This window comes from Blastococcus sp. SYSU D00695, from assembly GCF_054050555.1.
Genome location: NZ_JBJGZP010000001.1, coordinates 151,378 through 178,371, shown reverse-complemented (window position 1 = coordinate 178,371; position 26,994 = coordinate 151,378). Strand labels below are relative to the sequence as shown.

Annotated in this window: 28 protein-coding genes; 13 read left to right on the top strand and 15 right to left on the bottom strand. The window is 76.3% G+C overall.

The window, feature by feature from the left end; all coding sequences use genetic code 11:
- Window positions 1–2 precede the first annotated feature (2 nt).
- The 3 genes from ACI781_RS00935 (at window position 3) to ACI781_RS00925 (ending at window position 3,690) form a co-directional block, all read left to right on the top strand.
- On the top strand, window positions 3–1,004 hold the full coding sequence (locus tag ACI781_RS00935) for an anion permease (protein WP_456564190.1): 1,002 nt from the start codon (window positions 3–5) through the stop codon (window positions 1,002–1,004).
- An 8-nt stretch (window positions 1,005–1,012) separates the two neighbouring features.
- Window positions 1,013–2,434, top strand: a complete 1,422-nt coding sequence (locus ACI781_RS00930) for an MFS transporter (protein WP_456564189.1) — start codon at window positions 1,013–1,015, stop codon at window positions 2,432–2,434.
- A 233-nt stretch (window positions 2,435–2,667) separates the two neighbouring features.
- A complete protein-coding gene (locus ACI781_RS00925; protein ID WP_456564188.1) occupies window positions 2,668–3,690 on the top strand; it encodes a sulfite exporter TauE/SafE family protein in 1,023 nt (340 codons plus the stop codon).
- A 100-nt stretch (window positions 3,691–3,790) separates the two neighbouring features.
- On the opposite strand, the gene ACI781_RS00920 is transcribed toward ACI781_RS00925, so the two are convergent.
- The 3 genes from ACI781_RS00920 to ACI781_RS00910 form a co-directional block, all read right to left on the bottom strand.
- On the bottom strand, window positions 3,791–4,786 hold the full coding sequence (locus ACI781_RS00920) for an NAD-dependent epimerase/dehydratase family protein (RefSeq protein WP_456564187.1): 996 nt from the start codon (window positions 4,784–4,786) through the stop codon (window positions 3,791–3,793).
- Window positions 4,787–4,865: 79 nt separating this feature from the next.
- Window positions 4,866–5,360 carry a DUF5994 family protein gene (locus ACI781_RS00915; protein ID WP_456564186.1) on the bottom strand — a complete coding sequence of 165 codons (495 nt, stop codon included), beginning with the start codon at window positions 5,358–5,360 and terminating at the stop codon, window positions 4,866–4,868.
- A 195-nt stretch (window positions 5,361–5,555) separates the two neighbouring features.
- Window positions 5,556–5,825 (bottom strand): helix-turn-helix domain-containing protein, encoded by a 270-nt coding sequence (locus ACI781_RS00910; protein WP_456564185.1) that lies wholly within the window; start codon window positions 5,823–5,825, stop codon window positions 5,556–5,558.
- Between the two features lie 44 nt (window positions 5,826–5,869).
- Here ACI781_RS00910 and map point away from each other — a divergent pair, with 44 nt between their 5' ends.
- Window positions 5,870–6,640 (top strand): type I methionyl aminopeptidase, encoded by a 771-nt coding sequence (gene map, locus ACI781_RS00905; protein WP_456564184.1) that lies wholly within the window; start codon window positions 5,870–5,872, stop codon window positions 6,638–6,640.
- A 126-nt stretch (window positions 6,641–6,766) separates the two neighbouring features.
- Here the strand turns inward: map and typA are convergent, their stop codons facing one another.
- The 5 genes from typA to ACI781_RS00880 all read right to left on the bottom strand — a co-directional run bounded on the left by typA (window position 6,767) and on the right by ACI781_RS00880 (window position 11,245).
- Window positions 6,767–8,659, bottom strand: a complete 1,893-nt coding sequence (gene typA / locus ACI781_RS00900) for a translational GTPase TypA (protein WP_456564183.1) — start codon at window positions 8,657–8,659, stop codon at window positions 6,767–6,769.
- Window positions 8,660–8,941: 282 nt separating this feature from the next.
- Window positions 8,942–9,274: a hypothetical protein gene (locus ACI781_RS00895; protein WP_456564182.1), complete on the bottom strand. Its 333-nt coding sequence runs from the start codon at window positions 9,272–9,274 to the stop codon at window positions 8,942–8,944.
- Between the two features lie 27 nt (window positions 9,275–9,301).
- Window positions 9,302–10,066 (bottom strand): DsbA family protein, encoded by a 765-nt coding sequence (locus ACI781_RS00890; RefSeq protein WP_456564181.1) that lies wholly within the window; start codon window positions 10,064–10,066, stop codon window positions 9,302–9,304.
- Window positions 10,056–10,556 carry a MauE/DoxX family redox-associated membrane protein gene (locus ACI781_RS00885; RefSeq protein WP_456564180.1) on the bottom strand — a complete coding sequence of 167 codons (501 nt, stop codon included), beginning with the start codon at window positions 10,554–10,556 and terminating at the stop codon, window positions 10,056–10,058. Before ACI781_RS00885 ends, ACI781_RS00890 begins: the two co-directional genes overlap by 11 nt.
- Before the next feature lie 125 nt (window positions 10,557–10,681).
- A complete protein-coding gene (locus tag ACI781_RS00880; RefSeq protein WP_456564179.1) occupies window positions 10,682–11,245 on the bottom strand; it encodes a YceI family protein in 564 nt (187 codons plus the stop codon).
- Window positions 11,246–11,329: 84 nt separating this feature from the next.
- Here ACI781_RS00880 and ACI781_RS00875 point away from each other — a divergent pair, with 84 nt between their 5' ends.
- The 6 genes from ACI781_RS00875 to ACI781_RS00850 all read left to right on the top strand — a co-directional run bounded on the left by ACI781_RS00875 (window position 11,330) and on the right by ACI781_RS00850 (window position 17,795).
- Window positions 11,330–11,818, top strand: coding sequence for a MarR family winged helix-turn-helix transcriptional regulator (locus tag ACI781_RS00875; protein ID WP_456564178.1), 489 nt, complete (start codon window positions 11,330–11,332; stop codon window positions 11,816–11,818).
- 58 nt (window positions 11,819–11,876) lie between these two features.
- Window positions 11,877–12,395, top strand: coding sequence for a hypothetical protein (locus tag ACI781_RS00870; RefSeq protein WP_456564177.1), 519 nt, complete (start codon window positions 11,877–11,879; stop codon window positions 12,393–12,395).
- An 82-nt stretch (window positions 12,396–12,477) separates the two neighbouring features.
- Window positions 12,478–13,668 carry a sensor histidine kinase gene (locus ACI781_RS00865; protein WP_456564176.1) on the top strand — a complete coding sequence of 397 codons (1,191 nt, stop codon included), beginning with the start codon at window positions 12,478–12,480 and terminating at the stop codon, window positions 13,666–13,668.
- Window positions 13,665–14,372: a response regulator gene (locus ACI781_RS00860; RefSeq protein ID WP_456564175.1), complete on the top strand. Its 708-nt coding sequence runs from the start codon at window positions 13,665–13,667 to the stop codon at window positions 14,370–14,372. Before ACI781_RS00865 ends, ACI781_RS00860 begins: the two co-directional genes overlap by 4 nt.
- 194 nt (window positions 14,373–14,566) lie before the next feature.
- Window positions 14,567–15,319 carry an ABC transporter ATP-binding protein gene (locus tag ACI781_RS00855; protein WP_456564174.1) on the top strand — a complete coding sequence of 251 codons (753 nt, stop codon included), beginning with the start codon at window positions 14,567–14,569 and terminating at the stop codon, window positions 15,317–15,319.
- 19 nt (window positions 15,320–15,338) lie between these two features.
- On the top strand, window positions 15,339–17,795 hold the full coding sequence (locus ACI781_RS00850) for an ABC transporter permease (RefSeq protein ID WP_456564173.1): 2,457 nt from the start codon (window positions 15,339–15,341) through the stop codon (window positions 17,793–17,795).
- Between the two features lie 55 nt (window positions 17,796–17,850).
- Here ACI781_RS00850 and ACI781_RS00845 read toward each other — a convergent pair whose 3' ends face one another.
- From ACI781_RS00845 to ACI781_RS00835, 3 genes are all read right to left on the bottom strand, one after another.
- A complete protein-coding gene (locus tag ACI781_RS00845) occupies window positions 17,851–18,297 on the bottom strand; it encodes a hypothetical protein (RefSeq protein WP_456564172.1) in 447 nt (148 codons plus the stop codon).
- Window positions 18,294–18,848: a PadR family transcriptional regulator gene (locus ACI781_RS00840; RefSeq protein WP_456564171.1), complete on the bottom strand. Its 555-nt coding sequence runs from the start codon at window positions 18,846–18,848 to the stop codon at window positions 18,294–18,296. The genes ACI781_RS00845 and ACI781_RS00840 overlap by 4 nt, the downstream gene beginning before the upstream one ends.
- 154 nt (window positions 18,849–19,002) lie before the next feature.
- Window positions 19,003–19,854: a patatin-like phospholipase family protein gene (locus ACI781_RS00835; RefSeq protein WP_456564170.1), complete on the bottom strand. Its 852-nt coding sequence runs from the start codon at window positions 19,852–19,854 to the stop codon at window positions 19,003–19,005.
- A 93-nt stretch (window positions 19,855–19,947) separates the two neighbouring features.
- Between ACI781_RS00835 and ACI781_RS00830 the strand changes: the two genes are divergently transcribed.
- Complete coding sequence (locus ACI781_RS00830; RefSeq protein ID WP_456564303.1) at window positions 19,948–21,708, top strand: class I adenylate-forming enzyme family protein; 1,761 nt, start codon at window positions 19,948–19,950, stop codon at window positions 21,706–21,708.
- Window positions 21,709–21,809: 101 nt separating this feature from the next.
- Window positions 21,810–22,835 (top strand): potassium channel family protein, encoded by a 1,026-nt coding sequence (locus tag ACI781_RS00825; RefSeq protein WP_456564302.1) that lies wholly within the window; start codon window positions 21,810–21,812, stop codon window positions 22,833–22,835.
- A 33-nt stretch (window positions 22,836–22,868) separates the two neighbouring features.
- Here the strand turns inward: ACI781_RS00825 and ACI781_RS00820 are convergent, their stop codons facing one another.
- Window positions 22,869–24,422, bottom strand: a complete 1,554-nt coding sequence (locus ACI781_RS00820; protein WP_456564169.1) for an adenylate/guanylate cyclase domain-containing protein — start codon at window positions 24,420–24,422, stop codon at window positions 22,869–22,871.
- A gap of 55 nt (window positions 24,423–24,477) precedes the next feature.
- On the bottom strand, window positions 24,478–24,651 hold the full coding sequence (locus tag ACI781_RS00815; protein ID WP_456564168.1) for a hypothetical protein: 174 nt from the start codon (window positions 24,649–24,651) through the stop codon (window positions 24,478–24,480).
- Between the two features lie 134 nt (window positions 24,652–24,785).
- Between ACI781_RS00815 and ACI781_RS00810 the strand changes: the two genes are divergently transcribed.
- Window positions 24,786–25,154: a YybH family protein gene (locus ACI781_RS00810; RefSeq protein ID WP_456564167.1), complete on the top strand. Its 369-nt coding sequence runs from the start codon at window positions 24,786–24,788 to the stop codon at window positions 25,152–25,154.
- Between the two features lie 66 nt (window positions 25,155–25,220).
- On the opposite strand, the gene ACI781_RS00805 is transcribed toward ACI781_RS00810, so the two are convergent.
- On the bottom strand, window positions 25,221–25,916 hold the full coding sequence (locus ACI781_RS00805; RefSeq protein WP_456564166.1) for a dienelactone hydrolase family protein: 696 nt from the start codon (window positions 25,914–25,916) through the stop codon (window positions 25,221–25,223).
- Between the two features lie 51 nt (window positions 25,917–25,967).
- Window positions 25,968–26,966 carry an alpha/beta hydrolase gene (locus ACI781_RS00800; RefSeq protein ID WP_456564165.1) on the bottom strand — a complete coding sequence of 333 codons (999 nt, stop codon included), beginning with the start codon at window positions 26,964–26,966 and terminating at the stop codon, window positions 25,968–25,970.
- Between the last annotated feature and the right edge of the window lie 28 nt (window positions 26,967–26,994).

Genomic DNA, 26,994 nt, shown 5'->3' with positions numbered 1-26,994 from the left:
TGATGGACGCCGCGTTCCTCGCGCTCATCGCGATCGTCCTCGTGGCCCTGGCCTTCGACTACACCAACGGCTTCCACGACGCGGCCAACGCGATCGCCGTCGCGGTCTCCACCAAGGCCCTCACCCCGCGCATCGCGCTGGCGCTGGCGGCGGTGATGAACCTCATCGGCGCCCTGCTGTCGACCGAGGTGGCCAAGACGGTCGGCGAGGGCATCATCGACGCCCCGGAGGGCGACGAGGGGCTGCAGATCGTCTTCGCGGCCCTGATCGGTGCGATCGTCTGGAACCTGATCACCTGGTACTTCGGGCTGCCGTCGTCGTCCTCGCACGCGCTCATCGGCGGTCTCGTCGGGGCGGCGCTCGCGGCCGCGCACAGCGTGCAGTGGATGGGGATCCTCGACAAGGTCGTCATCCCGATGGTGGCCTCGCCGCTGGTCGGCTTCGGGCTGGGCTACCTGTTCATGCTCGCGATCCTGTGGACCTTCCGCGGCGCCAACGTCTCGCGGGCCAACCGCGGGTTCCGCTACGCGCAGATCGTCAGCTCGGCGACCATGGCGCTGGGCCACGGCCTGCAGGACGCGCAGAAGACCATGGGCGTCATCACCCTGGCGCTGTACACCGCCGGGGAGATCGACGACTTCGAGGTGCCGCTGTGGGTGGTCTTCGCGGCGGCCCTCGCGCTGAGCGCGGGCACCTACGCCGGCGGGTTCCGGATCATGCGCACGCTGGGCCGGCGGATCATCCAGCTCACCCCCGCGGGCGGCTTCGCCGCCCAGACCGTCGCCTCCGGGGTGATGGTGACGACGGCGACGGTGTTCGCCGTGCCGGTGTCGACCACGCACATCACGACGACGTCGATCATGGGCGTCGGCGCGACCCGCCGGTTCTCCGCGGTCCGCTGGGGCGTGGCCCGCAGCATCGTCGTGGCCTGGGTCGTCACCCTGCCCGCGGCGGGCGCGGTGGCGGCGGTGGCCTACCTCCTGACCGGCCTGGTCGTCGGCTGAGCCCCGCCGTGCCGGAGCCCGTGGCGGCGGGCGGCCCCGGACCCGTGGCGCTGGGCACCGCCCGCGCCCGCTGGTTGCTGGCCGCCACCGTGCTGGCGTCGGGCATGGCGTTCCTCGACGCCTCCGCGGTCACCGTCGCCCTGCCGGCGATCGGCGCGGACCTCGACGCGTCGCTGGCGGGCCTGCAGTGGACCGTCACCGGCTACACGCTCGCCCTCGCCGCCCTGGTGCTGCTCGGCGGCGCGCTGGGCGACCGCTACGGCCGCCGCCGGGTGTTCCTGGTCGGCGTGGCCTGGTTCGCGGTGGCCTCGCTGCTGTGCGGCCTGGCGCAGGACACCGGCCAACTGGTGGCCGCGCGGGCGGTCCAGGGCGTCGGCGCCGCGCTGCTGACGCCGGGCAGCCTCGCGCTGGTGCAGGCGTCGGTGCGACCGGGCGACCGGGCGCGCGCGATCGGGCTGTGGTCGGCGCTGGGCGGGGTGGCCGGGCTGGTGGGGCCCTTCCTCGGTGGGGCGCTGGTGGACGCCGGGAGCTGGCGGCTGGTCTTCCTGCTCAACGTGCCGGTGGCGGTTGTGGTGCTGGTCGTCTCCGGCCGGCACGTGCCCGAGAGCCGGTCGGCGGGGCCGGCCGGCCGGTTCGACGTCCTGGGGGCGCTGCTGGGGGTGCTGGCCCTGGGTGGGGTGACCTACGCGCTGATCCGCGCCGGGGAGCGGCCACCGGTCGGGGAGGTCCTCGCGGTGGGCGCGGCGGGGCTGCTGGCCGCCGCGGCGTTCGTGGTCCACGAGCGGCGGACCACCGACCCGCTGCTGCCGCCGCGGCTGTTCGCCGACCGGCAGTTCACCGGCGCGAACCTGTCCACCCTCGCCGTCTACGGGGCGCTGGGCGGCGTCCTGCTGTTCCTCGTCCTGCAGCTGCAGACGGTGCTCGGCTACGGCGCGACCGCCGCCGGTGCGGCGATGCTCCCCTCCATCGCGCTGGTCAGCCTCCTGTCGCCGAGCGCCGGGTCCCTGGCTGCGCGGCACGGGCCGCGCCGGCCGATGACCGCGGGTCCGCTCATCGCCGCGGCCGGCACCGCCCTGCTGGCCGGCGTCGACGGCGGCGGGCCCTACGTGCTCGACGTCCTGCCCGGGTCGCTCCTGCTGGGACTGGGGATGGCCGCCACCGCCGCCCCGCTGACCGCCACGGTCCTGGCCGCCGCACCCGACGCGCTGACCGGGGCCGCGAGCGGGGTGAACAACGCCGTGGCGCGCGCCGCGCAGCTGCTCGCCGTCGCCGCGCTGCCGGTGGCCGTGGGCCTGGCCGGTGACGACTACGCCGACCCGGCGGCGTTCACCACCGCCTACCGGACGGCGATGCTGGCCTGCGCCGGCCTGTTCGCCCTCGGTGGCCTGCTGGCGTGGACGACGGTCCGCGACGACGTCCTGCGCGGGTGACGGTGTCCTCTCCCACACTGCGGGACCCGGGGTGGCGTATGTCGACCGGTCTGGTAGACATTGAGCCCGTGGCGGCGACGGCGGTGTTCCTCGTGGGGCGGATCCACGTCGACCTGCTCCGCGTCTGCACCGCGCGCTGTCCGGGCTGCTGAGCTCCCGCACCCCCTCCCGCCCCTCCTCGCGGCGCCGCGCGCCCCCGCGCGCCCGCGGGCCCCCTCCCGGAGCCCTGCCTGATGAAGACCCTGGTCCTGCTCGCCCTCGCCGGCCTCGGCGCCCAGCTCGTCGACGGCAGCCTCGGCATGGCCTACGGCGTCACGTCGACCACGCTCCTGCTGGCCATCGGCACCAACCCGGCCGCGGCGTCGGCGACCGTGCACCTGGCCGAGATCGGCACCACGCTGATGTCGGGGGTCGCGCACTGGCGATTCGGCAACGTCGACTGGCGGGTCGTCGCGAAGATCGGCATCCCCGGTGCGATCGGCGCCTTCGCGGGCGCGACCGTGCTGTCGAACCTCTCCACCGAGGTGGCCGCCCCGGTCATGTCGATGATCCTGCTGGGCCTGGGCGTCTACCTGCTGGTCCGGTTCACCCTCCGCGGCATCGACCGGCGCAACCTCGGCAAGCCGATGCGCAAGCGGTTCCTCGGCCCGCTGGGCCTGGTCGCCGGCTTCGTGGACGCGACCGGCGGCGGCGGCTGGGGCCCGGTCGGCACCCCGGCGATCCTCGCCAGCGGCCGCATGGAGCCGCGCAAGGTGATCGGCTCGATCGACACGTCCGAGTTCCTCGTGGCCCTGGCCGCCAGCCTCGGCTTCCTCTTCTCCCTCGGCTCGCAGGGCATCGACGTCGGCTGGGTGCTGGCCCTGCTGATCGGCGGCATGGTCGCCGCGCCGATCGCCGCCTGGCTGGTGCGCCACGTGCCGCCCCGGCTGCTGGGTTCCCTGGTCGGCGGGATCATCATCGTCACCAACACCCGCACCCTGCTGCGCAGCGACTGGATCGACGCCCCGGACGGCGTCCGGTACGCCGTCTACGCCGTCCTGTACGTCGTCTGGGCCGCCGCGGTCGCGTGGTCGTTCGTCCAGTACCGCAAGGACCGGGCGCAGGAGTCCGCCGACGCCCTGGCCGCCGAGGCCGCCCGGCTGGCCGCTCCGGAGGAGCGCGAGCCGAACCACGTGGTGCCGCCGGCCGACGCCGCCGACGTCGCCGACCTGCAGCGCTCGCTCACCGCGGGCCGCCCCGCCGCGCCGCAGGACTGACCCGACCCCTCCCCGACAGCGTGCGCGGGGGTGCAGGAACCGCCCGGTTCCCTGCACCGCTGCGCACGCTGTCGGCGTCCCGGCGCCCGGCGGCGCGCTCTCAGCGGCCCGCGAGCAGCGCCGCCTCCCGGTCGGGGGCCAGACCCGGGCGGGCGAGGCCGTGCGGCGGGAGCGGCAGCTCGCCCGCCGTCCGCAGCCACGCCCAGGTGTCGGCGACGGTCGCGCGCAGCGGCCGGGACGCCAGCCCCAGCTCGCGGGCGCGGCCGGTGCCGACGTCCCACGCCGTGGCGGCCATCTCCCGCGGCAGCCAGTACGGCAGGTCCTGCCACGGCTCCACCCCGGCGGCGAGCAGGTCCTCCTCCGGCACCGGCACGAGCCGGGCACCGCCGCCGGTGACCTCCCGGCAGGTCTCGAGCAGCCCGCCGTAGGTGGTCGTGCCGGCCGGTGCCGTGGCGTTCACCGGGCCGCCCACGCCCCGCTCGGCCATCGCCACCAGCCAGCCGGCCAGGTCGCGCGCGTCCACGAGGGCGATGGGCTGGTCGAGGGCGTCCGGGACGACGACCTCCCCGCCGCGGGCCATCCGCCGCAGCCACCAGCCCAGCCGGTCCACCGTGTCGTAGGGGCCCGCGACCAGGCCCGCCCGCGCGGTCAGGAAACGGTCCCCGAGCACCGCGGCGAGCTCCCGCTCGGCGAAGGCCTTGGTCGGGCCGTACCCGTCGTCGTCGCCGTCGTCCCAGACCGGCTCGTCCTCCCCGCGCACCGGCCCCGGCGGCCAGTGGCGGTAGGCGTTCAGGCTGCTGACGAAGGCGTAGCCCCGCAGGTCCCCGAGCGCGCCGTCGCGGCACGCCGCGGCGGCGTTGCGGGCCGCGGCGCGGGTCTGGCACGAGGTGTCGACGACGAGCTCGGGCGTCCAGTCCCGCAGGACGGCGGGGAGCGTCGCGGGGTCGTCGCGGTCGCCGTGCAGCGCGCGCACGCCCGCGGGAGGCCGGCCGGTCACGCCGCGGGTGAGGGTGGCCACCTCGTGGCCGCGCCGGAGCGCCGCGGCGACGACGTGCCGGCCGAGGAACAGGGTGCCGCCGAGGACGAGCAGTCGCATGCCCCTCAGGACAGCGGCCGCCCTCCCCCGCCGTCCACCCGGTTCACCGAGGGCGCAACGCGGTCCGCGGGCGCCGGGCTCAGACGGCGCGCAGCACCGGCACCTGGGGCAGCGGGGTGGCCCGGGCGGCGGCCAGCACCATCTGGGGCGAGCGGGGCAGGCCGCGGCGGGTGCACAGCCGCAGCGCCCGGGCGCCGGTGACGACGTCGGTCTCCGGGGGCACGACGAGCAGGTCGGCCCGCTTGTTGCCGCCGGCCCAGGTCAGGCACACCGCGCCGGGCTCCATGCTGCGGAAGCCGCCGGTGCGCACCACGCGGCCACCCACGACGAGCTTGCGCGGGGCGGGCAGCCACGCGTCGATGGCGTAGGTGAAGCGCTCGACGTGCACGCCGCGCCGGTCGAGCGCGGCCACCAGTTCGGGGACCTCGACGGCGAGGTCACGGCTGCGGGGGAACCAGGCGCCGTCGAAGCCCGGGTCGCCGTCACCGGCGTCGCTGCGCATGCTCACCCGGACGTCGATCCCACCCCGGTGCCCCTCGGCCTCGGGCAGCAGTCCCGTTCGGGGAGTCCTCATCAGCGTCAGCCCGCCTTCCGTCCGTGCCAGTGGTGCGGCGCCCCGCCGGGACCGGAGCGGTCAGGGAGGCCCGAGACGAACGTAGGTCCGGCGCGGCGCGCCGACGGGCGCGTCCGCGGCGGGCGCGCCGCCGCCGCCCGGCCGGTCATCACGGCACGTCACGGGCCGATCACGATCACCCGGGAGGGGTCGCGGTCAGGCGGAGAGCACGGCCCCGGGCGCCGGGTCGGCCAGGTCGGCGGCGAGCCGGTCGAGGGGGACGTCGAGGGCCCGGGCCAGCGCCGCGACGGTGAAGAACGCCGGGGTGGGCACCCGGCCCGCCTCGATCTTGCGCAGCGCCTCGAGGCTCACCCCGGACGCCGCCGCGACCTCGGCGGGTGTGCGGTCACCGCGGGCGGCCCGCAGCAGCGCCCCCAGCCGGCGGCCGCGCTCGCGCTCCTCGGGGCTCAGCGGCGGTCGCACCATGGCCGTGATAGTAATACCGGGATACCAATACCGAAAGGTGGACGATGATCGAGCTGCGGACCCCCGGGGAGATCGACGCGATGCGCGCGGCCGGTGCCGTGGTCGCCGACATGCACGCGGCGATCCAGGCCCTGGCCGCACCCGGGGTGCGGCTGACCCAGCTGGACGCCGTCGCCCGCGACGTCCTGGCCGACGCCGGGGCCACCTCGCCGTTCCTGGGCTACGCGCCGGCGGCGACCACCCCGCCGTTCCCGGGCGTGGTGTGCCTGTCGGTCAACGACGTGGCGCTGCACGGGATCCCGACGCCGGTGGAACTGGAGGACGGCGACCTGCTCAGCGTCGACGCCGGGGCCACGCTCGACGGCTGGGTGGGCGACGCGGCGCGCACCTACCCGATCGGCACGCCCCGCCCCGAGGACCTGCAGCTCGTCGCCACCACCGAGCGGGCGCTGGCCGCGGGCATCGCCGCGGCCGTGGTCGGCAACCGGGTCGGCGACATCTCGGCCGCCATCGGGCGGGTCGGCCGGGCCGGTGGCTGCGGCATCAACACCGACCAGGGCGGCCACGGCGTGGGCCGCACCATGCACGAGGCGCCGCACGTGCCCAACGAGGGCCGCCCGGGCCGCGGGCTGCGGCTGCGCGCGGGCCTGGTCATCGCGATCGAGCCGTGGTTCCTGGCCGGCGGCAGCGACGACTACCGGGTGGACGCGGACGGCTGGACGCTGCGCAGCGCCGACGGCAGCCGCGCCGCGCACGTGGAGCACACGGTCGCGGTCACCGAGGACGGCCCCCGCATCCTCACCGCCCCCCGCTGAGCCGCGCGGACGGCGCCCCCTCCCCGAGACGAGCACGGGGTCGTTGCCGCGGACACGCCCGGACACACCGGGCGCGGCGGCAACGACCCCGTGATCACGGCCGGGAGGGGCCGGGGGCGTCGGGGACTAGGCGGGCTTGGGCTTGCGGTTCTTGGACTTGCCGCGCTCGTTCTGGTCGAGGATCACCTTCCGGACGCGGACGGCGGCCGGGGTGACCTCGACGCACTCGTCCTCGGCGCAGAACTCCAGCGCCTGCTCCAGGTTCAGGATGCGCGGCGGGATCAGCCGCTCCAGCTCCTCCGCGGTCGATGACCGCATGTTGGTGAGCTTCTTCTCCTTGGTGATGTTGACGTCCATGTCGTCGGGGCGGGAGTTCTCCCCGACGATCATGCCCTCGTAGACCTCGGTGCCGGGGGCGACCATCAGCGAGCCGCGCTCCTGCAGCGAGAACATCGCGTAGGAGGTGGCCACGCCCTGCCGGTCGGCGACCAGGGAGCCTGTCGGGCGGGCGCGCATGTCGCCCAGCCACGGCTCGTAGCCCTCGAGGTTGTGGTTGAGGACGCCGGTGCCGCGGGTCTCGGTGAGGAACTCGGTGCGGAACCCGATGAGCCCGCGGGAGGGGACGACGTACTCCATCCGCGCCCAGCCGGTGTCGTGGTGCACCAGGTTCTCCATGCGCCCGCGACGGGTGGCCAGCGCCTGGGTGAGCGTGCCGACGTAGTCGCCGGGGACGTCGATGGTGACCCGCTCGACCGGCTCGTGCAGCTTCCCGTCGATCTCCTTGGTGACGACGGTCGGCCGGCCGACGGTGAGCTCGAACTCCTCCCGGCGCAGCTGCTCGACGAGGATCGCCAGGGCGAGCTCGCCGCGGCCCTGCATCTCCCAGGTGTCGGGGCGCTCGGTGGGCAGCATGCGCACCGAGACGTTGCCGACCAGCTCCTGGTCGAGGCGGTTCTTGATGAGGCGGGCGGTGAGCTTCTTGCCCGACTTGCCCGAGATCGGCGAGGTGTTGATGCCGATCGTGATCGAGATCGAGGGCTCGTCCACCGTCAGCGGCGGCAGCGGGCGCGGGTCGTTCGGGTCGGCGAGGGTGTCGCCGATCATGATGTCCTCGATGCCGGCGATGGCGACGAGGTCGCCGGGGCCGGCGCTCTCGGCCGGGGTGCGGGTGAGGCCCTCGGTGACGAGCAGCTCGGTGATCTTGACGTTCTTGATGGTGCCGTCGGTGCGGCACCAGGCGACCTGCTGGCCGCGCTTCATCTCACCGGAGTGGATGCGCAGCAGCGCCAGTCGGCCGAGGAACGGCGAGGCGTCGAGGTTGGTCACCTGCGCCCGCAGGGGCTCCTCGGCGTCGTAGGACGGCGGCGGGATCGTGTCCAGCAGCGTCTTCACCAGCGGCGCGAGGTCCGGGCTGTCGGGGACGGTGCCGTTCTCCGGCCGGTTGAGCGACGCCTGACCGGTGCGGCCGTTGCAGTAGACGATCGGGAACTCGAGCGCGTCGGAGTCCAGGCCGGAGTCCTCGAGCAGCTCCATGAACAGCTCGTAGCTCTCGTCGACGACCTCCTCGATGCGGGCGTCGGCGCGGTCGGTCTTGTTGACCGCGAGGATGACCGGCATCCCCTTGCCCAGCGCCTTGCGCAGCACGAAGCGGGTCTGCGGCAGCGGCCCCTCGGAGGCGTCGACCAGCAGCACGACGCCGTCGACCATGGACAGGCCGCGCTCGACCTCACCGCCGAAGTCGGCGTGCCCGGGGGTGTCGACGATGTTGACCACGACGGGGTTGCCCTCGTCGTCGGCCAGGCGGATCGCGGTGTTCTTCGCGAGGATGGTGATCCCGCGCTCGCGCTCGAGGTCCATCGAGTCCATCACGCGGTCCTGCGTGGTGTCGGCGTCCGTGCCCTCGCCCTTGGCGCGGCCCAGGGCGCCGGCCTGGCGGAGGAGGGCGTCGACCAGGGTGGTCTTGCCGTGGTCGACGTGCGCGACGATCGCCACGTTGCGCAGGTCGTTGCGAGTGGGCATGCGGAGAGGCACCTCAGGGGGTTCGGGAGTCGGCACCCCCGGGCTCACGGCCTCGGGGCACCACAGACACCGGGTTCAACGGCCGCCGGCGCGGCGACCTTCCCATGCTAGTGGACCGGCAGGCGCGCCCCGTCCCCCGCGAGCCCCGCGAGAGGGGTCGGCGGGGGTGATCGTGATCAGTCTCACCGCGGGCGGGACCGTCACCGGCCGGCGCTCCCGTCGCGCGGCGCGGCGACGACGGCACCGCGGGGTGCGGGCCTGCGGACCGCCGGGCAGCTTGGGTCAGGGCCGGTCGGCCACCGCGGCGGTGACGCCGGCGGCGGCCAGCGTGACGAGCCCGACGGCGAGCCAGGCCGGCATGCCCACGCCCAGGGCCAGGACGTGGGCCAGCACGAACGCGCCGACGTAGAGCCCGCCCAGGCCGAGCGCGACGGCCCAGCCGCGGCGCTGCACCCACAGCCAGGCCGCGGCCGCTCCCCCGGCCAGGAACACCGCCCCGCCCAGCGCGCGGACGCCGGTGCCCTGCGCGATGCCGAACCCCGCCGCGAGCCCGGCCGCGACCAGGGCGGCGGACGGGAAGCGGGTGCGGGCGCGGGCGAGCGGCGACGTGGTCATGACCCCCAGTCTCCCCCGCCGCCCGGCTCAGGCCGCCGCGGCCTGGACCGCGGCGGTCACGCCGTCGGCGGTCAGCTGGCCGGGGTCGAGCCGGTCGCCGTCGACCAGCACCGTGGGTGTGCCGGTGATCCCGGCGCGGCTGGCGGCGTCGGTGACCCGCGCGGTCCAGTCGCCGTAGCGCCGGTCGCGGATGGCGTCGGCGACGTCCGGGCCCGTCGCGCCGGCCTGCGCGGCCAGGTCGACCAGCCGGTCGTCGGACAGACCCGCGCCGCCCTCGGCGGGCTGCTCGGCGAACAGCCGGTCGTGGAAGGTGCCGAAGGCGTCGGGGCCGGCGGCGTCCAGCACGGCGCCGGCGGCGTTGAGCGCACGGGTCGAGTAGTCGGTGGTGGAGGCCTCGTCGAGGAAGGCCATCGGCCGGTAGCGCAGCAGGACCGTCCCGGCGTCGGCGAGCTGCCGCAAGGTGGGGCCGACCTGCTCCTCCAGCGTCGCGCAGTGCGGACACTGGAAGTCCTCGTAGACGTCGACGACCACCGGGGCACCCGCCGTCCCGACGGCGACGGCGGTCCCCTGCTCGCTCGTGCCGGCGGGCACGGGCGCGTCCGCCGAGGTCGCGGTGCGCCCGGACTGCACGGCGATGACGACGACGACGGCCACGACGAGGACGACGGCGGCCACGACCGCACCGAGCAGCGTGCGGCGGCGGCGGAGGGCCGCGGCGCGGGCGGCCTCGGCGGCCCGCTTCTCCTCGATCCGCCGGCGGGCGACCTCGCGGCGGTCGCGGTCAGCGGGCACGGGCGGGGACCTCCTCGGGAACGGTGAGCGGCGCGCCGCCCAGGGCCAGCCGCGAGCGCGGCCGGCGGGCCAGCGCGAGGGCCACCAGCAGCAGCGCGCCGTCGCGGGCGAGCTCGGCGGGGTAGGCGGTGTCGGCCGCGGCCACCTGGCCGCCGTCGCCGAAGCAGCCGCAGTCGATCTGCAGGCCGCGGGCCCACGCGGAGGCCACGGCCGCCACGAAGACCACGAGCAGGACCGCCGAGGCGACGGCGGCCGCCCGCACGGCGACGCCGGCCAGCAGGGCAAGCCCGACGGCGATCTCGACGACCGGCAGGCCGAACGCGACGGGGTCGACCAGCCCCTCGGGCAGCAGCCGGTAGGCGCGCACCGCCCGCTCGGCCGCCGCCGGGTCGGGGAGCTTGAGGACACCGGCGACGACGAACACCCCGCCCAGCAGCAGCCGTGCCGCCGTCGCCACCCACGGCCAGGCGGCCGCCCGCTTCTCTCGCACGTCCCCCTGGTCGGCGCCGGAGGGCCCCGGGTTCCCGACCGTGACGCAGGACACGCGACGACGGAGGCCCCGGGCGACCCGGGACCTCCGTCGTGGGCTCCGCCGGGTCACCGGCGGCAAGGGGCTCAGGCGGTGCGGAGCACGGCCTCGATCTCGAGCTCGACGCTGATCTTGTCGCCGACGACGACGCCGCCGCCGTCCATGGGCATGTCGATGTCGACGCCGAAGGCCTTGCGGGAGATCTCGGTCCTGGCGCTGAAGCCGGCGCGGGTGCCGCCGTAGGCGTCGGGGCCGAAGCCGTTGAGCTCGAGCTCCAGGGTCACCTGCTTGGTGATGCCCTTGATGGTGAGGTCGCCGACGACGCTCCAGTCGGCGCCGTCGGTGCGGACCTCGGTGGAGCGGAAGGTCATCTCGGTGTGGTTGCCGACGTCGAAGAAGTCCGCGGAGCGGATGTGCGCGTCGCGCTGCTCCTGGCGGGTGTCGATGGAGTCCATGTCGATGCGGGCGGTCACGGTCGACTGCGCCGGGTCGGCGGCGGTGGTGATCTCACCCGAGAACTCGCGGAAGTAGCCGCGGACCTTGCTGACCATCATGTGGCGGACCGAGAAGCCCACGGTGGAGTGGGTCGCGTCGATGTCCCAGGTGCCGGCGACGTAGCCGGGGATCTGGACGGCGGTGGAGCTGGTCATGGTGTTCTCCAGTGGTTGAGCGTTTGACCTTCTGCCGACAGAGCGTAGTTGAAGGCTTGACTATTCCGCCAGTAGGCTGGCGACATGACCTCGTCGGGATCGCCGGACCCCACCCCGGGCGGCACGCGCTGGCTGGACGCGGAGGAGCAGAAGGCCTGGCGCGCGTACCTCTACAGCACCCAGCTGCTGACCGACCGGCTCGACCGCGACCTCACCTCGGCGACCGGCATCTCGCACGCGTACTACGAGATCCTCGTGGCGCTCTCGGAGACCCCGGGCCGCGCGCTGCGGATGAGCGAGCTCGCCGACCGCTGCCTGTCCTCGCGCAGCCGGCTCTCGCACGCGGTCTCCCGGCTCGAGGAGCGCGGCTGGGTGCAGCGCCGGGTGTGCGCCGAGGACGGTCGCGGCCAGCTCGCCGTCCTCACCGACGAGGGCTTCGCCGCGCTCGAGGCCGCCGCGCACGTGCACGTGGAGAGCGTCCGCACGCACCTGTTCGACCAGCTGAGCCCCGCCCAGGTCGCCGCGATGCGCGACGTCGGCGAGACGCTGCTGCGCCACCTCGGCAGCCGCTGAGCGCCCCACCCGCGCCGCGACGGCCCCGGAACCGCCGCCCGCGCGGCACACTGCGCCGATGCCCGCCGCCCTCCGACGGACCGGATCCGCCCTCGCGCTCGCCGCGTCGCTGGTCGCCTGCACGACCGACGTCCGCGGCGCGGCGTCGCCCGCCGGTGCACTCGCCGGCACGGTCGAGCTCGTCCGCGGCGACGCCTGCCGGGACGTGTTCTTCTGGGCCGCGACCGCGTCCGGCGAGCTCGCGGTGACGGTCACCGTGGACGTCGCCGACCGGCCCGCCGACGGGCCGACGGAGGTCTCCGCCCGGCTCCCCGACCCCGGCGTCACGGTCGAGGTCCTCCGCGGCCCGGGGGACCTGACCGTGGACCTCTGCACGGACGCGCTCGTCGGCGTCGAGCCCACCGGCCGGCAGTCCGCCGTCGCGGGCGACCTGGCGATGACCGTCGACCCGCCGGGGGAGGACTGCGGCGAGAGCGACGGCCGGCTGCGGATCGAGGGCCTGGTCGCCGAGGACGGCACGGCCTTCGCGCCGATCGACGTCGTCTCCGTCCTCGTCGGCTGCAACGTCGGCGGCTGACCGCGTCGTCCTCCGGCGGGACGCCCGGATCATCCCGCGGGAGGACGACGTCCGGCCGCGCACTGCCTAGATTCGACGGGCGATGGACCACCCCCTGGACGCCCTGGCCGCCGGGCTGCGACGGCACCCGTTCGCCGTGGACGCGGCCGCCGCCGGGGTCCTGTGGCTCGCCCTCGTCGCACTGCCCGCCCAGACGTGGTCGCCCTACGAGGCGCCGGCGTTCGTCCTCGGCACGCTCGTGGTCGCGCCGGTGGCCTGGCGGCGCCGCGCGCCGGTGGCCGCCGCCGCCGTCCTGACCGTGGTCGGGCTGCTCGAGCTGGGCGTGGTCCCCGACTTCCTGCCGGCCAACGTCGCGGCCCTGGTCATGGTGCACGCGCTGGCCGCCTACGGGCCGCGCTGGGCCGGCGGGGCCGGGCTGGTGCTCGGGCTGCTCGGGGCGGTCCTCGTCGCCACCTTCTACTACGCCGCGCAGGGCGACCCGGAGAGCCTGCTGCTGGTCACCGCGTTCATCGGGATCGCCGTCGTCGCCGCCTGGGCCCTGGGCCACCTGCGCCGGGTGCGGCTGCAGCGCGAGGCGGGCCTCGAGGAGCGGGCCCGGCTGCTGGAGATCGAGCGCGAGCAGGAGATGCGGCTGGCCGCGACGGCCGAGCGCGCCCGGATCGCCCGCGAGATGCACGACGTCGTCGCCCACTCGCTGTCGGTCGTCATCGCGCAGGCCGACGGCGGCCGCTACGCCGGGCGCACCGACCCCGGGGCGGCCACCGGCGCGCTGGAGGCGATCGCCGCGACCGGCCGGCAGGCCCTCACCGACATGCGCGCGCTGCTGGGCGTGCTGCGCGAGGGCCCGGGCGGGGAGTACGCCCCGCAGCCCGACGTCGCCGCCGTCCCCGCGCTGGTCGAGGACGTGCGGGCCAGCGGCCTGGACGTCGACCTGCTCGTCGAGGGCACCCCGCGACCGATGGCCGCCGGGCCGCAGCTGGCCGCGTACCGCATCGTGCAGGAGTCCCTGACCAACGTGCTCAAGCACGCCGGCTCCGCCGGCCGGGCCTGGGTGCGGCTGTCCTGGCGGGACACCGGACTGGAGGTGGCTGTGCTGGACGACGGTCGCGGCGCGTCGGCGGCGCTGGTGGAGGGCGCCCCCGACGGCGCGGGGCAGGGCCTGCGCGGCATGGTCGAGCGGGCGCAGCTGCACGGCGGCCGGCTGACCGCGGGCCCGCGGTCGGGGGGCGGCTTCGAGGTGCACGCCCTGCTGCCCTACCGGCGGCCGCGGTGAGCGCCGCCGTGGACGGTCAGATCCGGGTCGCGCTCGTCGACGACCAGCAGATGGTCCGCGCCGGCTTCCGCATGGTGATCGACTCCCAGCCGGACCTGACGGTCGTCGGCGAGGCCGGCACCGGGGACGACGCCGTCCGCCTGCTGGCCCGCACCCCGGCCGACGTCGTCCTCATGGACGTCCGCATGCCCGGCACCGACGGGATCGAGGCGACGCGGCGGGTGACCGCGCTGGCGGACCCGCCGCGGGTCGTCGTGCTCACCACCTTCGACCTGGACGAGTACGTCGTCGCGGCGATCGGTGCCGGGGCCAGCGGCTTCCTGCTCAAGGACGCCCCGCCCGAGGAGATGCTCGCCGCGGTGCGCACCGTGCACGCGGGGGACTCGGTCATCGCGGCGTCGTCCACCCGGCGGCTGCTGCAGCACGTGGCGCCGCTGCTGCGCGGCACCGGTGGCCGCGCGCCCTCCGGTCCGCCGCCGGAGCTGGCCGAGCTCACCCCGCGGGAGCGGGAGGTGCTCGTGCAGATGGCCTACGGCGCCACGAACGCCGAGCTCGCCGCGCACTTCGTGGTCAGCGAGGCGACCGTGAAGACGCACGTGGGGCGGGTGCTGGCCAAGACCGGGTCGCGGGACCGCGTGCAGGCGGTCGTGCTCGCCTACCGGACCGGCCTGGTGCAGCCGGCCGACCTCCTGCGCGACGCCTGACGAAGGACCCCCTCGCCACCCACGAGGGGGCCGTCAGACCCCGGTATGAGGTCGGGTGCGTCCCCGGAGGGAGGGGCGGCGGCGCGGAGATGGGCCGCCGCTCCGACGCGGCGAGGGGGCCGCCCCCGGCAGCGTGGACGACGTCCCGCCCCGCCGTCGGAAGGCCCCGTCCCGTGTCCGCTGCCGTCCCCCTCATGACCGTTCCCGGCGAGCCGCCGCCGGCGGCCGACGCCGTCCGCGCCGGCGGCCTGACCCGCACCTACGGCAGCGGCGCCACCGCCGTGCACGCGCTGGCCGGCGTCGACGTCGCCTTCGCCCGTGGCGCCTTCACCGCGATCATGGGCCCCTCCGGCTCGGGCAAGTCCACGCTCATGCACTGCCTGGCCGGGCTGGACTCCCCCACCGGCGGCCGGGTGTTCCTCGGCGACACCGAGCTGACCAGCCTCCGCGACGACCAGCTGACCCGGCTGCGCCGCGAGCGGATCGGCTTCGTGTTCCAGTCGTTCAACCTGCTCCCGGTGCTCGACGCCCGCGAGAACATCGTGCTGCCGATGCAGCTGGCCGGCCGCCGCCCCGACCCCGCCTGGTTCGACGCCGTCGTCGCCCGCCTCGGCCTGCGCGACCGGCTGCGGCACCGCCCGTCGGAGCTGTCCGGCGGGCAGCAGCAGCGCGTCGCCGTCGCCCGGGCGCTGCTCCCCCGTCCCGACGTGGTCTTCGCCGACGAGCCCACCGGCAACCTGGACTCCCGCGCCGGCGCCGAGGTGCTCGACCTGCTGCGCAGCAGCGCCCGCGAGACCGGCCAGACCGTCGTGATGGTCACCCACGACCCCGCGGCCGCCGCCTACGCCGACCGCGTCGTGCTGCTCGCCGACGGCCGGGTCGCCGGCGACGTCGACCGGCCGACCGTCGACTCGGTCGTCGCGGCCCTGCACGGGCTGGGGGCCTGACCCCGTGCGCACCCATGGCATGAACCGCGTCGTCACGGCGGGCCTGCGCGCCCACGCCGCGCGGCTGGTCGCCTCCACCGTGGCGATCGTCATCGCGGTCGCCTTCGTCGTCGCCACGCTGACCCTCAGCGAGACGACGCGCAGCACCATGCTCGAGGCGGTCGGCGCCCGCTACGTCAGCACCGACGTCGTCGTGACCGGCCGCGCCGGCGAGCCGACGGCCGACCTGGCCGACGAGGTCGCCGCCCTCCCCGGCGTGCGGGCCGTCGACGTCGCCACCTCCACCTCGGTGCAGGCCCTGGTCCCCGGCCGCACCGGCGCCCAGTACCTGCTGGTCGACTCCGTCGCCGAGGACCCGGTCCTGCGCTGGCAGCACCTCGCCGACGGGGCGCTGCCCGACCGGCCCGGCGAGGTCGCGGTCAGCCAGCGGGTCGGCGCCGACGTCGGCGACGTGCTCACCGTGACGACCTACGACGAGGAGGGTGTCGAGCGCACGTCGCAGGCCACCGTGGTCGGCGTCGTCGACCTCCGCGGCGACCCCAGCGCCGGGATCAACGGCCGGGCGTTCGCCACCGGCGCCCAGGTCGAGCAGTGGGAGGGGCTCGGTCCCGACGAGCTGCGCGTCGCCGGCAGCGCCGGCACCGACCCCGACACGCTGGCCGCCGCGGTGCGCGGCGCCCTGGACGACGACGTCGACGTCCGCACCGGCGAGGAGCAGGCCGCGGAGGTGGTCCGGAGCCTGACCGGCGACGCGACGGTCCTGACCCTGATGCTGCTGGTGTTCGGCACCGTCGCCCTGCTGGTCGCCGGCCTGGTCATCGCCAACACCTTCGCCGTGCTGCTCGCCCAGCGGACCCGCGAGCTGGCGCTGCTGCGCTGCGTCGGCGCCACCGCCCGGCAGGTGCGCCGCAGCGTCCTCGCCGAGGCTTCCGCGACCGGCCTGGCTGCCTCCGTCCTCGGCGTGGGGGCGGGCATCGGGCTGGCCGCGCTGGTCTCCGCGCTCGTCGGCACCGACTCCCCGGTGCCGCTGGCCGGGGTCTCGGTCCCGCTGTCGGCCGTGCTCGGCGGCCTCGCGATCGGGACGCTCACGACCCTGGTCGCCGCGCTGGCCCCGGCGCGGGCGGCCACACGGGTCCCGCCGCTGGCCGCGCTGCGCCCGCTGGACCCGGCACCGCTGCGCTCGCGCGGCGGGGTGCGGCGCCTGGTGGCGGGCCTGCTGCTCACCGTGCCCGGCGTGCTGCTGATGGGCGCCGGCGTGGCGCTCGGCCAGCTGGTGGTCTCCGTCGGCGGCGGGGCGCTGAGCTTCCTCGGCATCGTGCTGCTCGCCCAGCGCGCGGTGCCCCCGGTGGTCGCCGCGGCCGGGCTGCTCGTCCGCCGGCGCGGGGTGACCGCCCGGCTGGCCGGCGGCAACGCCACCCGCAACCCGCGCCGGACGGCGGCGACGGCGACGGCGCTGCTGATCGGCGTCACGCTCACCACGGCGATGGTGGTGGGCGCCGCCTCCACCCGGGCCACGGCGCAGGCCGGTTTGGAGGCCCAGTACCCGACCGACGTGGTGGTCACGGGCAACACCGACGGCGGCATGCCCGCGTCGCTGGCCGGCCGGCTGCAGGCGGTCGACGGGGTCCGGGCCGTGGCGCCGCTGACCACCGCGCCGCTGACCGGACCGGACGGCTACGAGTCCCCGGCACTGGGTGTCGACCCGGCCGCGGCGGCGCCGGTCCTGCGCTCGACCGACGACCTGCCGCTGCCGGCCCCGGGGACGGTGGTCCTCCCGTGGTGGACCGTCGAGGGCTGGGGCGTCTCCGACGGCGACGAGGTGACCCTCACCGGCGCGGGGGGCGAGCGGACGTTCACCGCCCGCCTGGGCGACACCGACTCCCCGCTGCTGGTCGACACCGACCTGGCCTCGCTCGCCGCGCAGCCGGTCGTGGACACCCTGTGGGTGCGGCTGGCCGACGGCGTCGACCCCGGCAGCGCGGTCGACGAGATCACCGACGTCGCGGGGTCGGCGGTGCCGACGGCGTCGGTGACCGGCCTGGCCAGCGAGCGGGCGGCACTGGACCAGGTGGTGGACCTGCTGCTGCTCATCGTCACCGGGCTGCTCGGGGTGGCGGTGCTCATCGCCCTGATCGGGGTGGGCAACACGCTCGCGCTGTCGGTGGTGGAGCGGCGGCAGGAGAACGGCCTGCTGCGGGCGCTGGGGCTCACCCGTGGCCAGGTGCGCGGCCTGCTGGCGTGGGAGGCGGCGCTCGTGGCGGGGGTCGCGGCGGTGCTCGGGGTGCTGCTGGGCACCGGCTACGGGCTGGTCGGGCTGGCCTCGGTCCTCGGCGAGCGCGGCGACCTGGTGCTGACCATGCCGTGGCTGCAGGTGGGCGCGATCGTCGTCGTCGCCACCGCGGCGGGCCTGCTCGCCTCGGTGCTGCCGGCCCGGCGGGCCGCCCGCACGCCCCCGGTGGCCGCGCTGGCCGGCTGAGCACGTCCCGGTGGCCCGGGTGCGCCGACGCACCCGGGCCACCGGTCGGCCGGGCCTACCGGCCGGCCGCGCCCGACCGGGCGAGGGCCCGGCACAGCAGCGCGAGCCCGAGCGTGAACGGGGCCCAGCCGAACCGCTCCCACGGGCTGGACGAGGCGGCGTTCATCAGCGTGCCGACCGTGCACACGGCGGCCAGCGCCCAGCTGATCCGCCGGTGTGCCGTCCAGGCCGGCGCCGCCAGCCACCCCCCGCGGGAGAGCGCGTGCCCCGCGGCGGCCAGCCACACCACGGCGGCGGCCGCACTGGCCGCGCGCAGGTCGGCCGGGAGCTGCCCCGGGTGCCCGCCACCGAAGGCGGCCGCCCCGAACGGGGCACCGGCGGCCAGGGCGACCTGGAACGAGGAGACGACGAGGAAGCCGGCGGCCAGCACGCCCGCGCGGCGCCGGGGGCGGGGGCGGCCGGCGCGGCGCGGCGGGACGGCGGTGGGGGTCGGGGTGGTCACGGGCGCTCCTCGGGGTCGGTGGGCAGGTCGGCGAGGGCCGCGAGCGCCTCGTCGGCCCAGTCCAGCTGGGCCCGGGCGGCGTGCTCGCCGGCCGCGACGGTGATCAGCCAGTAGGGACGGTCCGCGGCCGGGTCGGTGTCGAGCTCCGCGCGGATCGCCGTCATCCGGTCCAGCTGGGCCTGCGCGCGGGCGCGGGCGTCGTGCACCAGCTCCCGGCAGGCCACCGGCCCCAGCTGGCGGCCGAAGAACAGCCGCAGCAGGAGCGGGTTGCGCGGCGGCGCGGGCTGCACCGGCTCGGCGAGCAGCTCGCGCAGCCGCGCCGTCCCGGCGTCGGTGATCGCGAAGGTGGAGGACCCCGTGCGCTCGCCGCCGCGGCGCTCGACCAGGCCCTCGCGCGCCAGCTCGGCGAGGGCGGGGTAGATCTGCCCGAAGCTCTCGCTCCAGAAGTGACCGAGGGTCTCGCGGATCTCCGTGCGCAGGGCATAGCCGGTCATCGGCATCACGCTGAGCGCGCCGAGCACCGCCGCCTGGGTCTGACCGGTCCGGGCCATGCCACCTCCCTCAGTATCTGTCAGATACATCTACCAGATACACAGTTCCGGCGACAACCGCCGAGACCGCCCCCGTGCGCACGGCGGTGGTCACCTCCGGCCCGGAGACCGCCGCCGTGCGCATCCGGGCGGCGACCGCCCCCTGCGGAGGGGGTCAGCCCAGCCAGGCCTCCCGCACCTGAGCGGCCACCGCGGCGGCCTGCGCCCGGCCCGCCTCGGCGGAGGGACGGCGGGCGGCCGGGTCCAGGACGTTGGCGCCGATCGCGCGCCGGCTGGCCTCGTCGGGCGAGACGACGGCGACCCGCGCCACCATGCCCGTCACCTGGGCGTCGACACCGGCCATCAGCCCGGAGCCCCGGACGATCGGGGCCAGCACCACCACCCGGTCGTACCCCTCGGCGAGGTCGGCGTTGGCCGCGGACCGCATGCCGCCGTCGATGTAGCGGCGGCCGTCGATCGTCGTGGGCGGGTACACGCCGGGCACCGCGCAGCTGGCCGCGACCGCGTGGAGCAGCGGGACGCCGGAGTCCCGGTCGAAGGTCCGGAACTCCCCGGTCTCCGCGTCGACCGCGGTCACCACCAGCGGCGCGTCCGGCCACTCGGTGCCCACCAGCCGCGAGGCGACGACGGCCAGCCGCTGCTGCTCGGTCGGCGTCCGCCCGGCGTCCGCCGCGGCCATCGCCAGCGCGCCCACCCGGCGGCGGAACGCTGCGTCGTCCCGGCGGCTGCGCAGCATCTCCCACGTGTACCGGGCGACGGTCATGCGCGTCATCCGCGCCGCCCGCTCCGCCGACGGCGGCTCCAGCTGGCGCGCGTACAGCTGCGCGAGATCGGTCCCGCTGGTGACCTGCGCGCCGACCACCGAGCCGGCCGAGGTGCCCACCACCAGGTCCGCCCCGTCCAGGTCGACGCCGGCCTCGGCGAGCCCGGCGAGCACGCCGATCTCCCAGGCGATCCCCGTGATCCCTCCGCCGCCCAGCACGAGGGCGCGTTCCTTCCCACTCATCCGGCCATCCTGACCGGCGCGTGCAGATCTCGACACCCGCTGTGAGCTGCGCCACGCTGGGGGTCCACCGACGAGAGGACCCCCGCGTTGAGCGTGCCTGCCGCCACCACCGTCCCCGGCGCCGACCCGGACGCCGGCCCCGGCGCCGTCTCCTGGCCGCCCGGCATGCCCCGGTCGCTGGACTACCCGACGGTGCCGGTCGGCTCCGTCCTCCGGGCGGCCGTGCGCCGGTGGGGCGACGCGACGGCGTTCGTCCAGGACGACGTGCCGCTGACGTTCACCGAGCTGGGCCGGCGCGCGCACGCGGTCGCCAACTGGCTGGCCGACCACGGCATCGGCCGCGGCGACGTCGTCGCGGTGCACGCACCCAACTGCCGGCAGTACCCGGCCGTCTACTACGGGGTGCTGCTCGCCGGCGCCACCTTCTCCCCCACCAACCCGCTGCTGCCCGCGCCCGACCTCGCCGCGCAGCTCACCGACGCCGGCGCCCGGGTGCTGGTCACCTGGGACCAGGTGCTGCCCCTGGTGCGCAGCGCGCTGGCCGAGACCCCCGTGCAGACCGTCGTCGTCACGGGCCCCGCGCACTCCGCCGACCTCGCCGCCCGGCTGGAGGGGCTGCAGGCCGGCGACGTCGACCTGGCCGACCTGCTGGCCGGCGACCCCACCGACCGCCACCTCGACGCGGCGGTCGACCCGGTCGCCGACCTGGCCCACCTCGCCTACACCGGCGGCACGACCGGGGTCAGCAAGGGCGTGGAGCTGACCCACCGCAACGTGGTGACCAACGTGCTGCAGTCGGGCTGCTGGTCCAGCGGCTCCCTGCCCGAGCTCGACGAGGCCGGCGACGTCACGGTGCGCCAGGTGCTCGGCCCCGACGAGCACCCCACCCGGCTCGGCGAGGCCCGGCTGATCAACCTGACGCCCTGGTTCCACGCCATGGGCGTGATCGGCTACCTCAGCGGGATGGTCATGTCCGGGACGACGGTCGTGATCCACCAGCGCTTCGACCCGGTCCGCTACGTCGAGGACGCCGTCCGCCACCGGGTCACCGGCATCGGCGGCGCGCCGCCGGTGTTCGTCGCCCTGCTGCAGGTGCCCGGCATCGAGGAGGCGGACCTGTCGCACGTGGTCGGCCTGTCCAGCGGCGCCGCCCCGCTGCCGGTCCCGCTGATCGAGCGGCTCACCGCGCTGTTCCCCAACGCCAAGATCGGCGAGGGCTACGGGCTCACCGAGGTGACGATGATGGCGACGGGCAACCCGTCGTTCCGCTCGGGCACCCGCAAGCCGGGCACCGTCGGTGTCCCGATCTACGACACCGAGATCAGCATCCGCTCGCTGGGCGGGGGCGACCCGCTGCCGGCCGGAGAGCGCGGCGAGGTCTGCATCCGCGGGCCGCAGGTCATGCGCGGCTACTGGCACCGGCCGCAGGCGACCGCCGAGTCGATCGACGCCGACGGCTGGTTCCACACCGGCGACGTCGGGATCGTCGACGAGGACGGCTACCTGGCGATCGTCGACCGCACCAAGGACATGCTGCTCTACAAGGGCTACAACGTCTTCCCGCGCGAGCTGGAGGAGCACCTGTTCGCGCTCCCCGGCGTCGCCGGCGCCGCGGTGGTCGGCCGCCCCGACGAGGAGGCCGGCGAGCTGCCGGTGGCCTACGTGGTCCGGCGCGCCGACGACGACGGCGACGCGCTGACCCGCGAGTCGGTGATGCACGCGGTCAACGCGCACGTCACGCCCTACAAGCGGCTGCGCGACGTCGTGTTCATCGACGCGATCCCCGTCTCCGCCGCGGGGAAGGTCCTCAAGCGGGAGCTCGCCGCCCGCGAGCGGGCCGGCACCGGAGGCTGAGCCCGGCGCACCCGTCCGGGGCACGGGAGCAGGTCCTCCTCCCCCGGACGGGTGCGGCGCCACGCCCGCGTGACCGGCGCCCGCTACCGTCGGTCCACGTGATGGGCCACCGCGGGGACGCCGACGATCCGCACACCGGGGTCGTGCTGGCCCACGTCGAGGAGTCGCCGGTCCGCCAGGTGTGGCGGCGGGTGCTGGCCGCGGCCCTGGTGCTGCTGGTCGTCGTCCTCATCGTCTACCTGGACCGCGACGGCTACCGGGACGGCGACGAGCGCGGCATCTCGCTGCTGGACTCCTTCTACTACGCGACCGTGACGCTCTCCACGACCGGCTACGGCGACATCACGCCGGTCACCGAGGGCGCCCGCCTGGTCAACATCATCCTGATCACGCCGCTGCGGATCATGTTCCTGATCGTCCTCATCGGGACCACGCTCGAGGCGCTGACGGCGCGCTCGCGCGAGGAGTTCCGGATCCGTCGGTGGAGGTCCACGGTGCGCCAGCACGTCATCGTCTGCGGCTACGGGACGAAGGGCCGCAGCGCCATCCGCGCCCTGCGGGCCAACGGGACGCCGCCCGAGCAGATCGTCGTCGTCGACACCGACGCCCGGCTGGTCGACGAGGCGACGACGACCGGGCTGACCGGCGTCGTCGGGGACGCCGGCCGGCGCGAGGTGCTCAAGCGGGCCGCCGTCGAGCGCGCCCGGGCGGTGATCGTCGCCGCCAACCGGGACGACGCCGCTGTCCTCGTCACGCTGACCGTGCGGCAGCTCAACCCGACCGTGCCGATCACCACCAGCGTGCGCGAGGAGGAGAACGCCAACCTGCTCCGCCAGTCGGGGGCCACGACCGTCATCACCACCTCGGCGACCTCCGGCCGGCTGCTCGGCCTGTCGACCGACCACCCGCGGGTGGTCAACGTCGTGGAGGACCTGGTCACCGGCGGGCAGGGGCTGGACCTGCACCAGCGCCCCGTCAAGGCCGGCGAGGTGGGCCTGGGCCCGCGGCAGCTGACCGACATCGTGCTGTCGGTGACCCGGGGCGGGCGGACGTTCCGCTTCGACGACCCGCTGATCGGGACCCTGGAGGCCGCGGACGACCTGGTGGTCGTGCGCGCGCACAACTGAGGCGGGGCGCCGCGGGGTCTGGAGGCGCGGGGGTCAGGAGGCGCGCGCCCAGGTGACCGTGCGCTCGCCGCGGCCGCGCAGTACCACCTCCGCGTCGGGGGCCCAGTGGTCGCGCTCGTCGCCACCGGCCGCGTCGACCACCGCCTGGCTGGCCAGGGCCCGGCCCGGGTGGTCCTTGGCGAGGTCGGTGAGCCGGGCCGCCTCGTTCACCGGGTCGCCGATCACCGTGTACTCCAGCCGGCTGGCCGCGCCCACCTGACCGGCCCACACCGGACCGCAGGCGACGCCGATCCCGACGTCGACCTCCCCCGCGCGCGCCACCACGGCGCAGATCCGGCGGGCCGCCCGCAGCGCCGACCCGGCCGGGTCGGGGTGCTCGGTGGGCGCCCCGAAGACGCACAGCGCCCCGTCGCCCTCGAACTTGTTGACCAGCCCGCCCTCGGCCTCGATGGTGTCGACGACGACGGCGAAGAACCGGTTGAGCAGCCCCACCACCTCCTCCGGGCCGGTGCGGCGCACCAGCGCGGTGGAGCCGGCGATGTCGACGAACAGCGCCGCGACCGTGCGCACCTCGCCGCCGAGGGAGACGCCGTCGGCCAGGGCGCGCTGGGCGACCGTGGCCCCGACGTGCCGGCCGAACAGGTCGCGCATCCGTTCCCGCTCGGCGAGGCCGGTGGCCATCGAGTTGACGCCCTCCTGGAGCAGGCCGATCTCCCCGGCGTCGTCGACGGTGACCCGGACGGTGTGGTCGCCGGCGCCGACCCGCTGCACCGCCTCGCGCAGCTCCCGCAACGGCGCCCCGACCGACCGCGCCTGGATGAGGGTGGCCAGCAGGCCGACCGCGAGGGCGAGGGTCACCAGGGAGGCGACGGTCGTCGCCCCGGGCCCCTCGGGCCTGGTCGGGTCGAGGAACAGCAGCAGGACGGCCAGCATCGGCACGCCGCTGGTCAGGCTCCAGTTGTAGAGCAGCCGCCGCCGGACGCTCATGACCAGCGGCGCCGTCGGCGGGCGGGCCACCAGGGCCCGGGCGGTCACCGTCCGGGCCGCGCGGGCGACGAGCATGTAGGTGAAGGCGAAGGCCACCAGGCCGCCGAGCAGGACGGCGACGGCGACGCGGATGCCGACCCGGGCGTCGGGGTGGCTGACGGCGGCGACCGTGCCCAGGAGCGCCGCGCCGAGGACCCAGACACCGGCGGTGACCTCGGCGGCGCGGTCGGGCAGCTGCAGCGCCTGGGCCGCCTCGTCCGCGGTGGGGTCCCGGCCGGCGAACACCCACGACGTCGTCCCCCGCTGGTGGCGCAGCCCGGCCCACGTCCCGATCGGGAAGGCGACGACGACGTAGACCAGCGCCGCGACCAGCACGCGGGTGCGGCCGGGCGTCGCGGCCTCGCCGAGCGCCAGCAGCAGGGCGACGGTGGCGACGCCGACCAGGTTCGCGAGGTTGACCAGGACGACGATGACCGGGACGGCGAAACGGCCGCGCGGCGCCCACGACAGGACCTCGTCGGCGCGCCGGGCGGCCCCCGCGGCCGCACGGGCCGCCCTGGCCCGCTGCGCGCCGAGGCGGGAGGCGGGCGGTGGGGTCACCGGCCCATGATCCCCGGACCGGGACGCCCCGCGCGCCCCCGGTGCCGTGTCCGGGTCAGCGGGCGAGCTCGGCCTCGAGGTCGGCCACGAGTCCCTCGGCCAGCGCCGAGTCCGTCGCGGTGGTCAGCCAGCCCGCGACGAGCAGCATCGGCCACTCCTGCTCGGAGTCCAGCGACGCCGTCGCCGCGGCGGTGCCCGCCCGTGCCACTGCCCTGCATGCCGTGTCCATGACCGGCTCCCCTCGTCGGATACCGAGGAGATCGGCAGGGCGGCGGCCACTATCCAGCCGCGTGGCCCGATCCACCCCCTCGGGGTGACGCGTGGGGCGCGATGACTCCCGCCGTTCACAGCGGTCGTACCTGCATGGACGACGCGGTGAGGCGGGCGCTGGAGGACTGGGCCGAGGCGGTGCGCGCAGCCGACGCCGACCGGGCGGTGGCGGCGCACAGCGGGGACGTCGTCCTCTACGACGTCGTCCCGCCGGCCGAGGTGCGGGGGCCGGCGGCCTACCGGGCCAGCTGGGAGCTGTTCTGGCAGGCGCAGGGGCGGGGGCAGTTCGACGTCTCCCGGCTCACCGTCGTGGCCGGCGCCGACGTGGCGTTCGCCTTCGGCGAGATCACCGTCGGCGCGGCCGGCAGCGAGGGCTTCCCGATCCGCCTGACGGTCGGGCTGCGGCGCGACGGCGACCGGTGGCTCGTGGTGCACGAGCACCACTCACCGCCGCCGGGCTGAACGGGGCCCGAGCGTGTGCGCGCACGCCGCGGGATCGGCCGAATCCCACGGCCTGGACGCACACGCTCAGCGGAGGTGCTCGGCGAAGAACGCCTGGATCCGGGCCCACGCGTCCTCCGCCTCCGGGCGCGAGTAGGCCAGGCCCGCCGTGCGCTCGACGAAGCGCAGCGGCGCCGGCGTCCGCCAGTCGTTCATGAACGAGTGACCGACGCCCGGGTACTCGCGCACGTCGTGCGCCACCCCGCCGTCGGTCAGCCGCCGCTCGAGCTCGGCGGCGGCGCCGGGCAGCATCCAGTCGCGGGCGCCGTAGCTGGCGACGGTCGGGCAGGCGCGGGAGAGCTCCTCGCGGTTGCCCGGCCAGATGCCGTAGCTAGGCGCCGCCGCGTCGAAGGCGCCGCTGGGCGCGGTGAGGAGGGCGAACCCGCCGCCCATGCAGAAGCCGACCGAGCCGACCCTGCCCGCGCACCGGGGGTCGGCGCGCAGGGTGGCCGCGGCGGCCAGGACGTCGTCCACCGCCGGGCCGCGCCCGTCGTGCAGCGACCGCAGCGTGGTGACCACGCAGCGCAGCCGGTTGCCGCGGCGGAACAGCGCCGGTGCGAGCGCGAGGTACCCCTCGGCCGCGAACCGGTCGGTGATCCGGCGCAGGTCGGCGCTCAGCCCGAACGCGTCGTGGACGACGACGACCCCCGGCCACGGCCCCTCCCCGGCCGGCTCGGCGAGGTACCCGGGCAGCGGACCGGCGGGGGCGTCGAACGTCGTCATCGGCACACCGGGATGCCTACCGGGCCCCACCGGCGGGCGGCGCCCCGGGGTTCAGGCCAGGACCTCCCCGCGGCGGGTGGCGTGCCCGTCGTCGGCGCGCGCCGCCGGCTCCAGCGCGGCGTGCAGCTCGGCGCAGAGCTCGCCGAGCGCCTGGGGCGCGCTGCGGCACAGCCGGGGGAAGGACAGGTAGCCGTGCGGCATCCCGACGTAGGTCGTCGTCCGCACGGGGACACCGGCGGCCTCCAGCGCGGCGGCGTAGCGCAGGCCGTCGTCCCGGATCGGGTCGTGCTCGGCCACCTGCACCAGCGCCGGCGGCAGCCCGGTGTGGTCGCCGGCGTGCAGCGGCGAGGCGTAGGGGTTCCGCGGGTCCTGGCCGCCGAGGTAGTGGTCGCGGAACGCCAGGCACTCGGGCTCGGTGAGCACCGGGGCCTCGGCGTTCTCCACGACCGACGGGCTGGACAGCGTCAGGTCGGTCGCGGGGTACAGCAGCGCCTGCAGCGCGATCGGCGGGCCGGAGCGGTCGCGGGCCATGAGCGCGACGACGGCGGCCAGGTTGCCGCCGGCGCTGTCGCCCATCACGGCCAGGCGCGTGCCGTCGGCCCCGAGCCCGGCGGCCCGCGCGACGAGGTCGACGGTGGCCCGGTAGCAGTCCTCCGGCGCGGCCGGCCACCGGTGGGCGGGCGCGAGCCGGTAGTCCACGGAGACGACGACGGCGCCGACGCTGCGGGCGACGTTGCTGCACAGCCAGTCGCCGGACTCCAGCGAGCCGAGCACCCAGCCGCCGCCGTGCAGGTTCACCACCAGCGGCAGCGGGCCCGCCGCGCCCTCGGGCCGGTACACCCGCACGGGCAGCGGCCCGGTCTCCCCCGCCGCCGTCCCCTCCTCCAGCCGCACGCCGGGGGCGATGCCGCCGAACAGCAGGTCGGTGACGGCGTTGTGGCCCAGGCGCGCGGCCTGCGCGCGGCGGATCTGCTCGTCGTCCATCGTGGCGATCGAGGTCGCCCGCAGCAGCCGGCCCAGCAACCGCACCCGCAGGTCCATGCGCGCCATGTCCGCTCCCTCGCTCCGCCGCCGGCCC

Bases quoted from the DNA above. Each gene is read 5' to 3' on its own strand.
- ACI781_RS00935 (WP_456564190.1), top strand. From the start codon at position 3: ATGGACGCCGCGTTCCTCGCGCTCATCGCGATCGTCCTCGTGGCCCTG.
- ACI781_RS00925 (WP_456564188.1), top strand. From the start codon at position 2,668: ATGAAGACCCTGGTCCTGCTCGCCCTCGCCGGCCTCGGCGCCCAGCTC.
- ACI781_RS00920 (WP_456564187.1), bottom strand. From the start codon at position 4,786: ATGCGACTGCTCGTCCTCGGCGGCACCCTGTTCCTCGGCCGGCACGTC.
- ACI781_RS00915 (WP_456564186.1), bottom strand. From the start codon at position 5,360: ATGAGGACTCCCCGAACGGGACTGCTGCCCGAGGCCGAGGGGCACCGG.
- ACI781_RS00910 (WP_456564185.1), bottom strand. From the start codon at position 5,825: ATGGTGCGACCGCCGCTGAGCCCCGAGGAGCGCGAGCGCGGCCGCCGG.
- map (WP_456564184.1), top strand. From the start codon at position 5,870: ATGATCGAGCTGCGGACCCCCGGGGAGATCGACGCGATGCGCGCGGCC.
- typA (WP_456564183.1), bottom strand. From the start codon at position 8,659: ATGCCCACTCGCAACGACCTGCGCAACGTGGCGATCGTCGCGCACGTC.
- ACI781_RS00895 (WP_456564182.1), bottom strand. From the start codon at position 9,274: ATGACCACGTCGCCGCTCGCCCGCGCCCGCACCCGCTTCCCGTCCGCC.
- ACI781_RS00880 (WP_456564179.1), bottom strand. From the start codon at position 11,245: ATGACCAGCTCCACCGCCGTCCAGATCCCCGGCTACGTCGCCGGCACC.
- ACI781_RS00875 (WP_456564178.1), top strand. From the start codon at position 11,330: ATGACCTCGTCGGGATCGCCGGACCCCACCCCGGGCGGCACGCGCTGG.
- ACI781_RS00870 (WP_456564177.1), top strand. From the start codon at position 11,877: ATGCCCGCCGCCCTCCGACGGACCGGATCCGCCCTCGCGCTCGCCGCG.
- ACI781_RS00865 (WP_456564176.1), top strand. From the start codon at position 12,478: ATGGACCACCCCCTGGACGCCCTGGCCGCCGGGCTGCGACGGCACCCG.
- ACI781_RS00855 (WP_456564174.1), top strand. From the start codon at position 14,567: ATGACCGTTCCCGGCGAGCCGCCGCCGGCGGCCGACGCCGTCCGCGCC.
- ACI781_RS00850 (WP_456564173.1), top strand. From the start codon at position 15,339: ATGAACCGCGTCGTCACGGCGGGCCTGCGCGCCCACGCCGCGCGGCTG.
- ACI781_RS00840 (WP_456564171.1), bottom strand. From the start codon at position 18,848: ATGGCCCGGACCGGTCAGACCCAGGCGGCGGTGCTCGGCGCGCTCAGC.
- ACI781_RS00835 (WP_456564170.1), bottom strand. From the start codon at position 19,854: ATGAGTGGGAAGGAACGCGCCCTCGTGCTGGGCGGCGGAGGGATCACG.
- ACI781_RS00825 (WP_456564302.1), top strand. From the start codon at position 21,810: ATGGGCCACCGCGGGGACGCCGACGATCCGCACACCGGGGTCGTGCTG.
- ACI781_RS00815 (WP_456564168.1), bottom strand. From the start codon at position 24,651: ATGGACACGGCATGCAGGGCAGTGGCACGGGCGGGCACCGCCGCGGCG.
- ACI781_RS00810 (WP_456564167.1), top strand. From the start codon at position 24,786: ATGGACGACGCGGTGAGGCGGGCGCTGGAGGACTGGGCCGAGGCGGTG.
- ACI781_RS00805 (WP_456564166.1), bottom strand. From the start codon at position 25,916: ATGACGACGTTCGACGCCCCCGCCGGTCCGCTGCCCGGGTACCTCGCC.
- ACI781_RS00800 (WP_456564165.1), bottom strand. From the start codon at position 26,966: ATGGCGCGCATGGACCTGCGGGTGCGGTTGCTGGGCCGGCTGCTGCGG.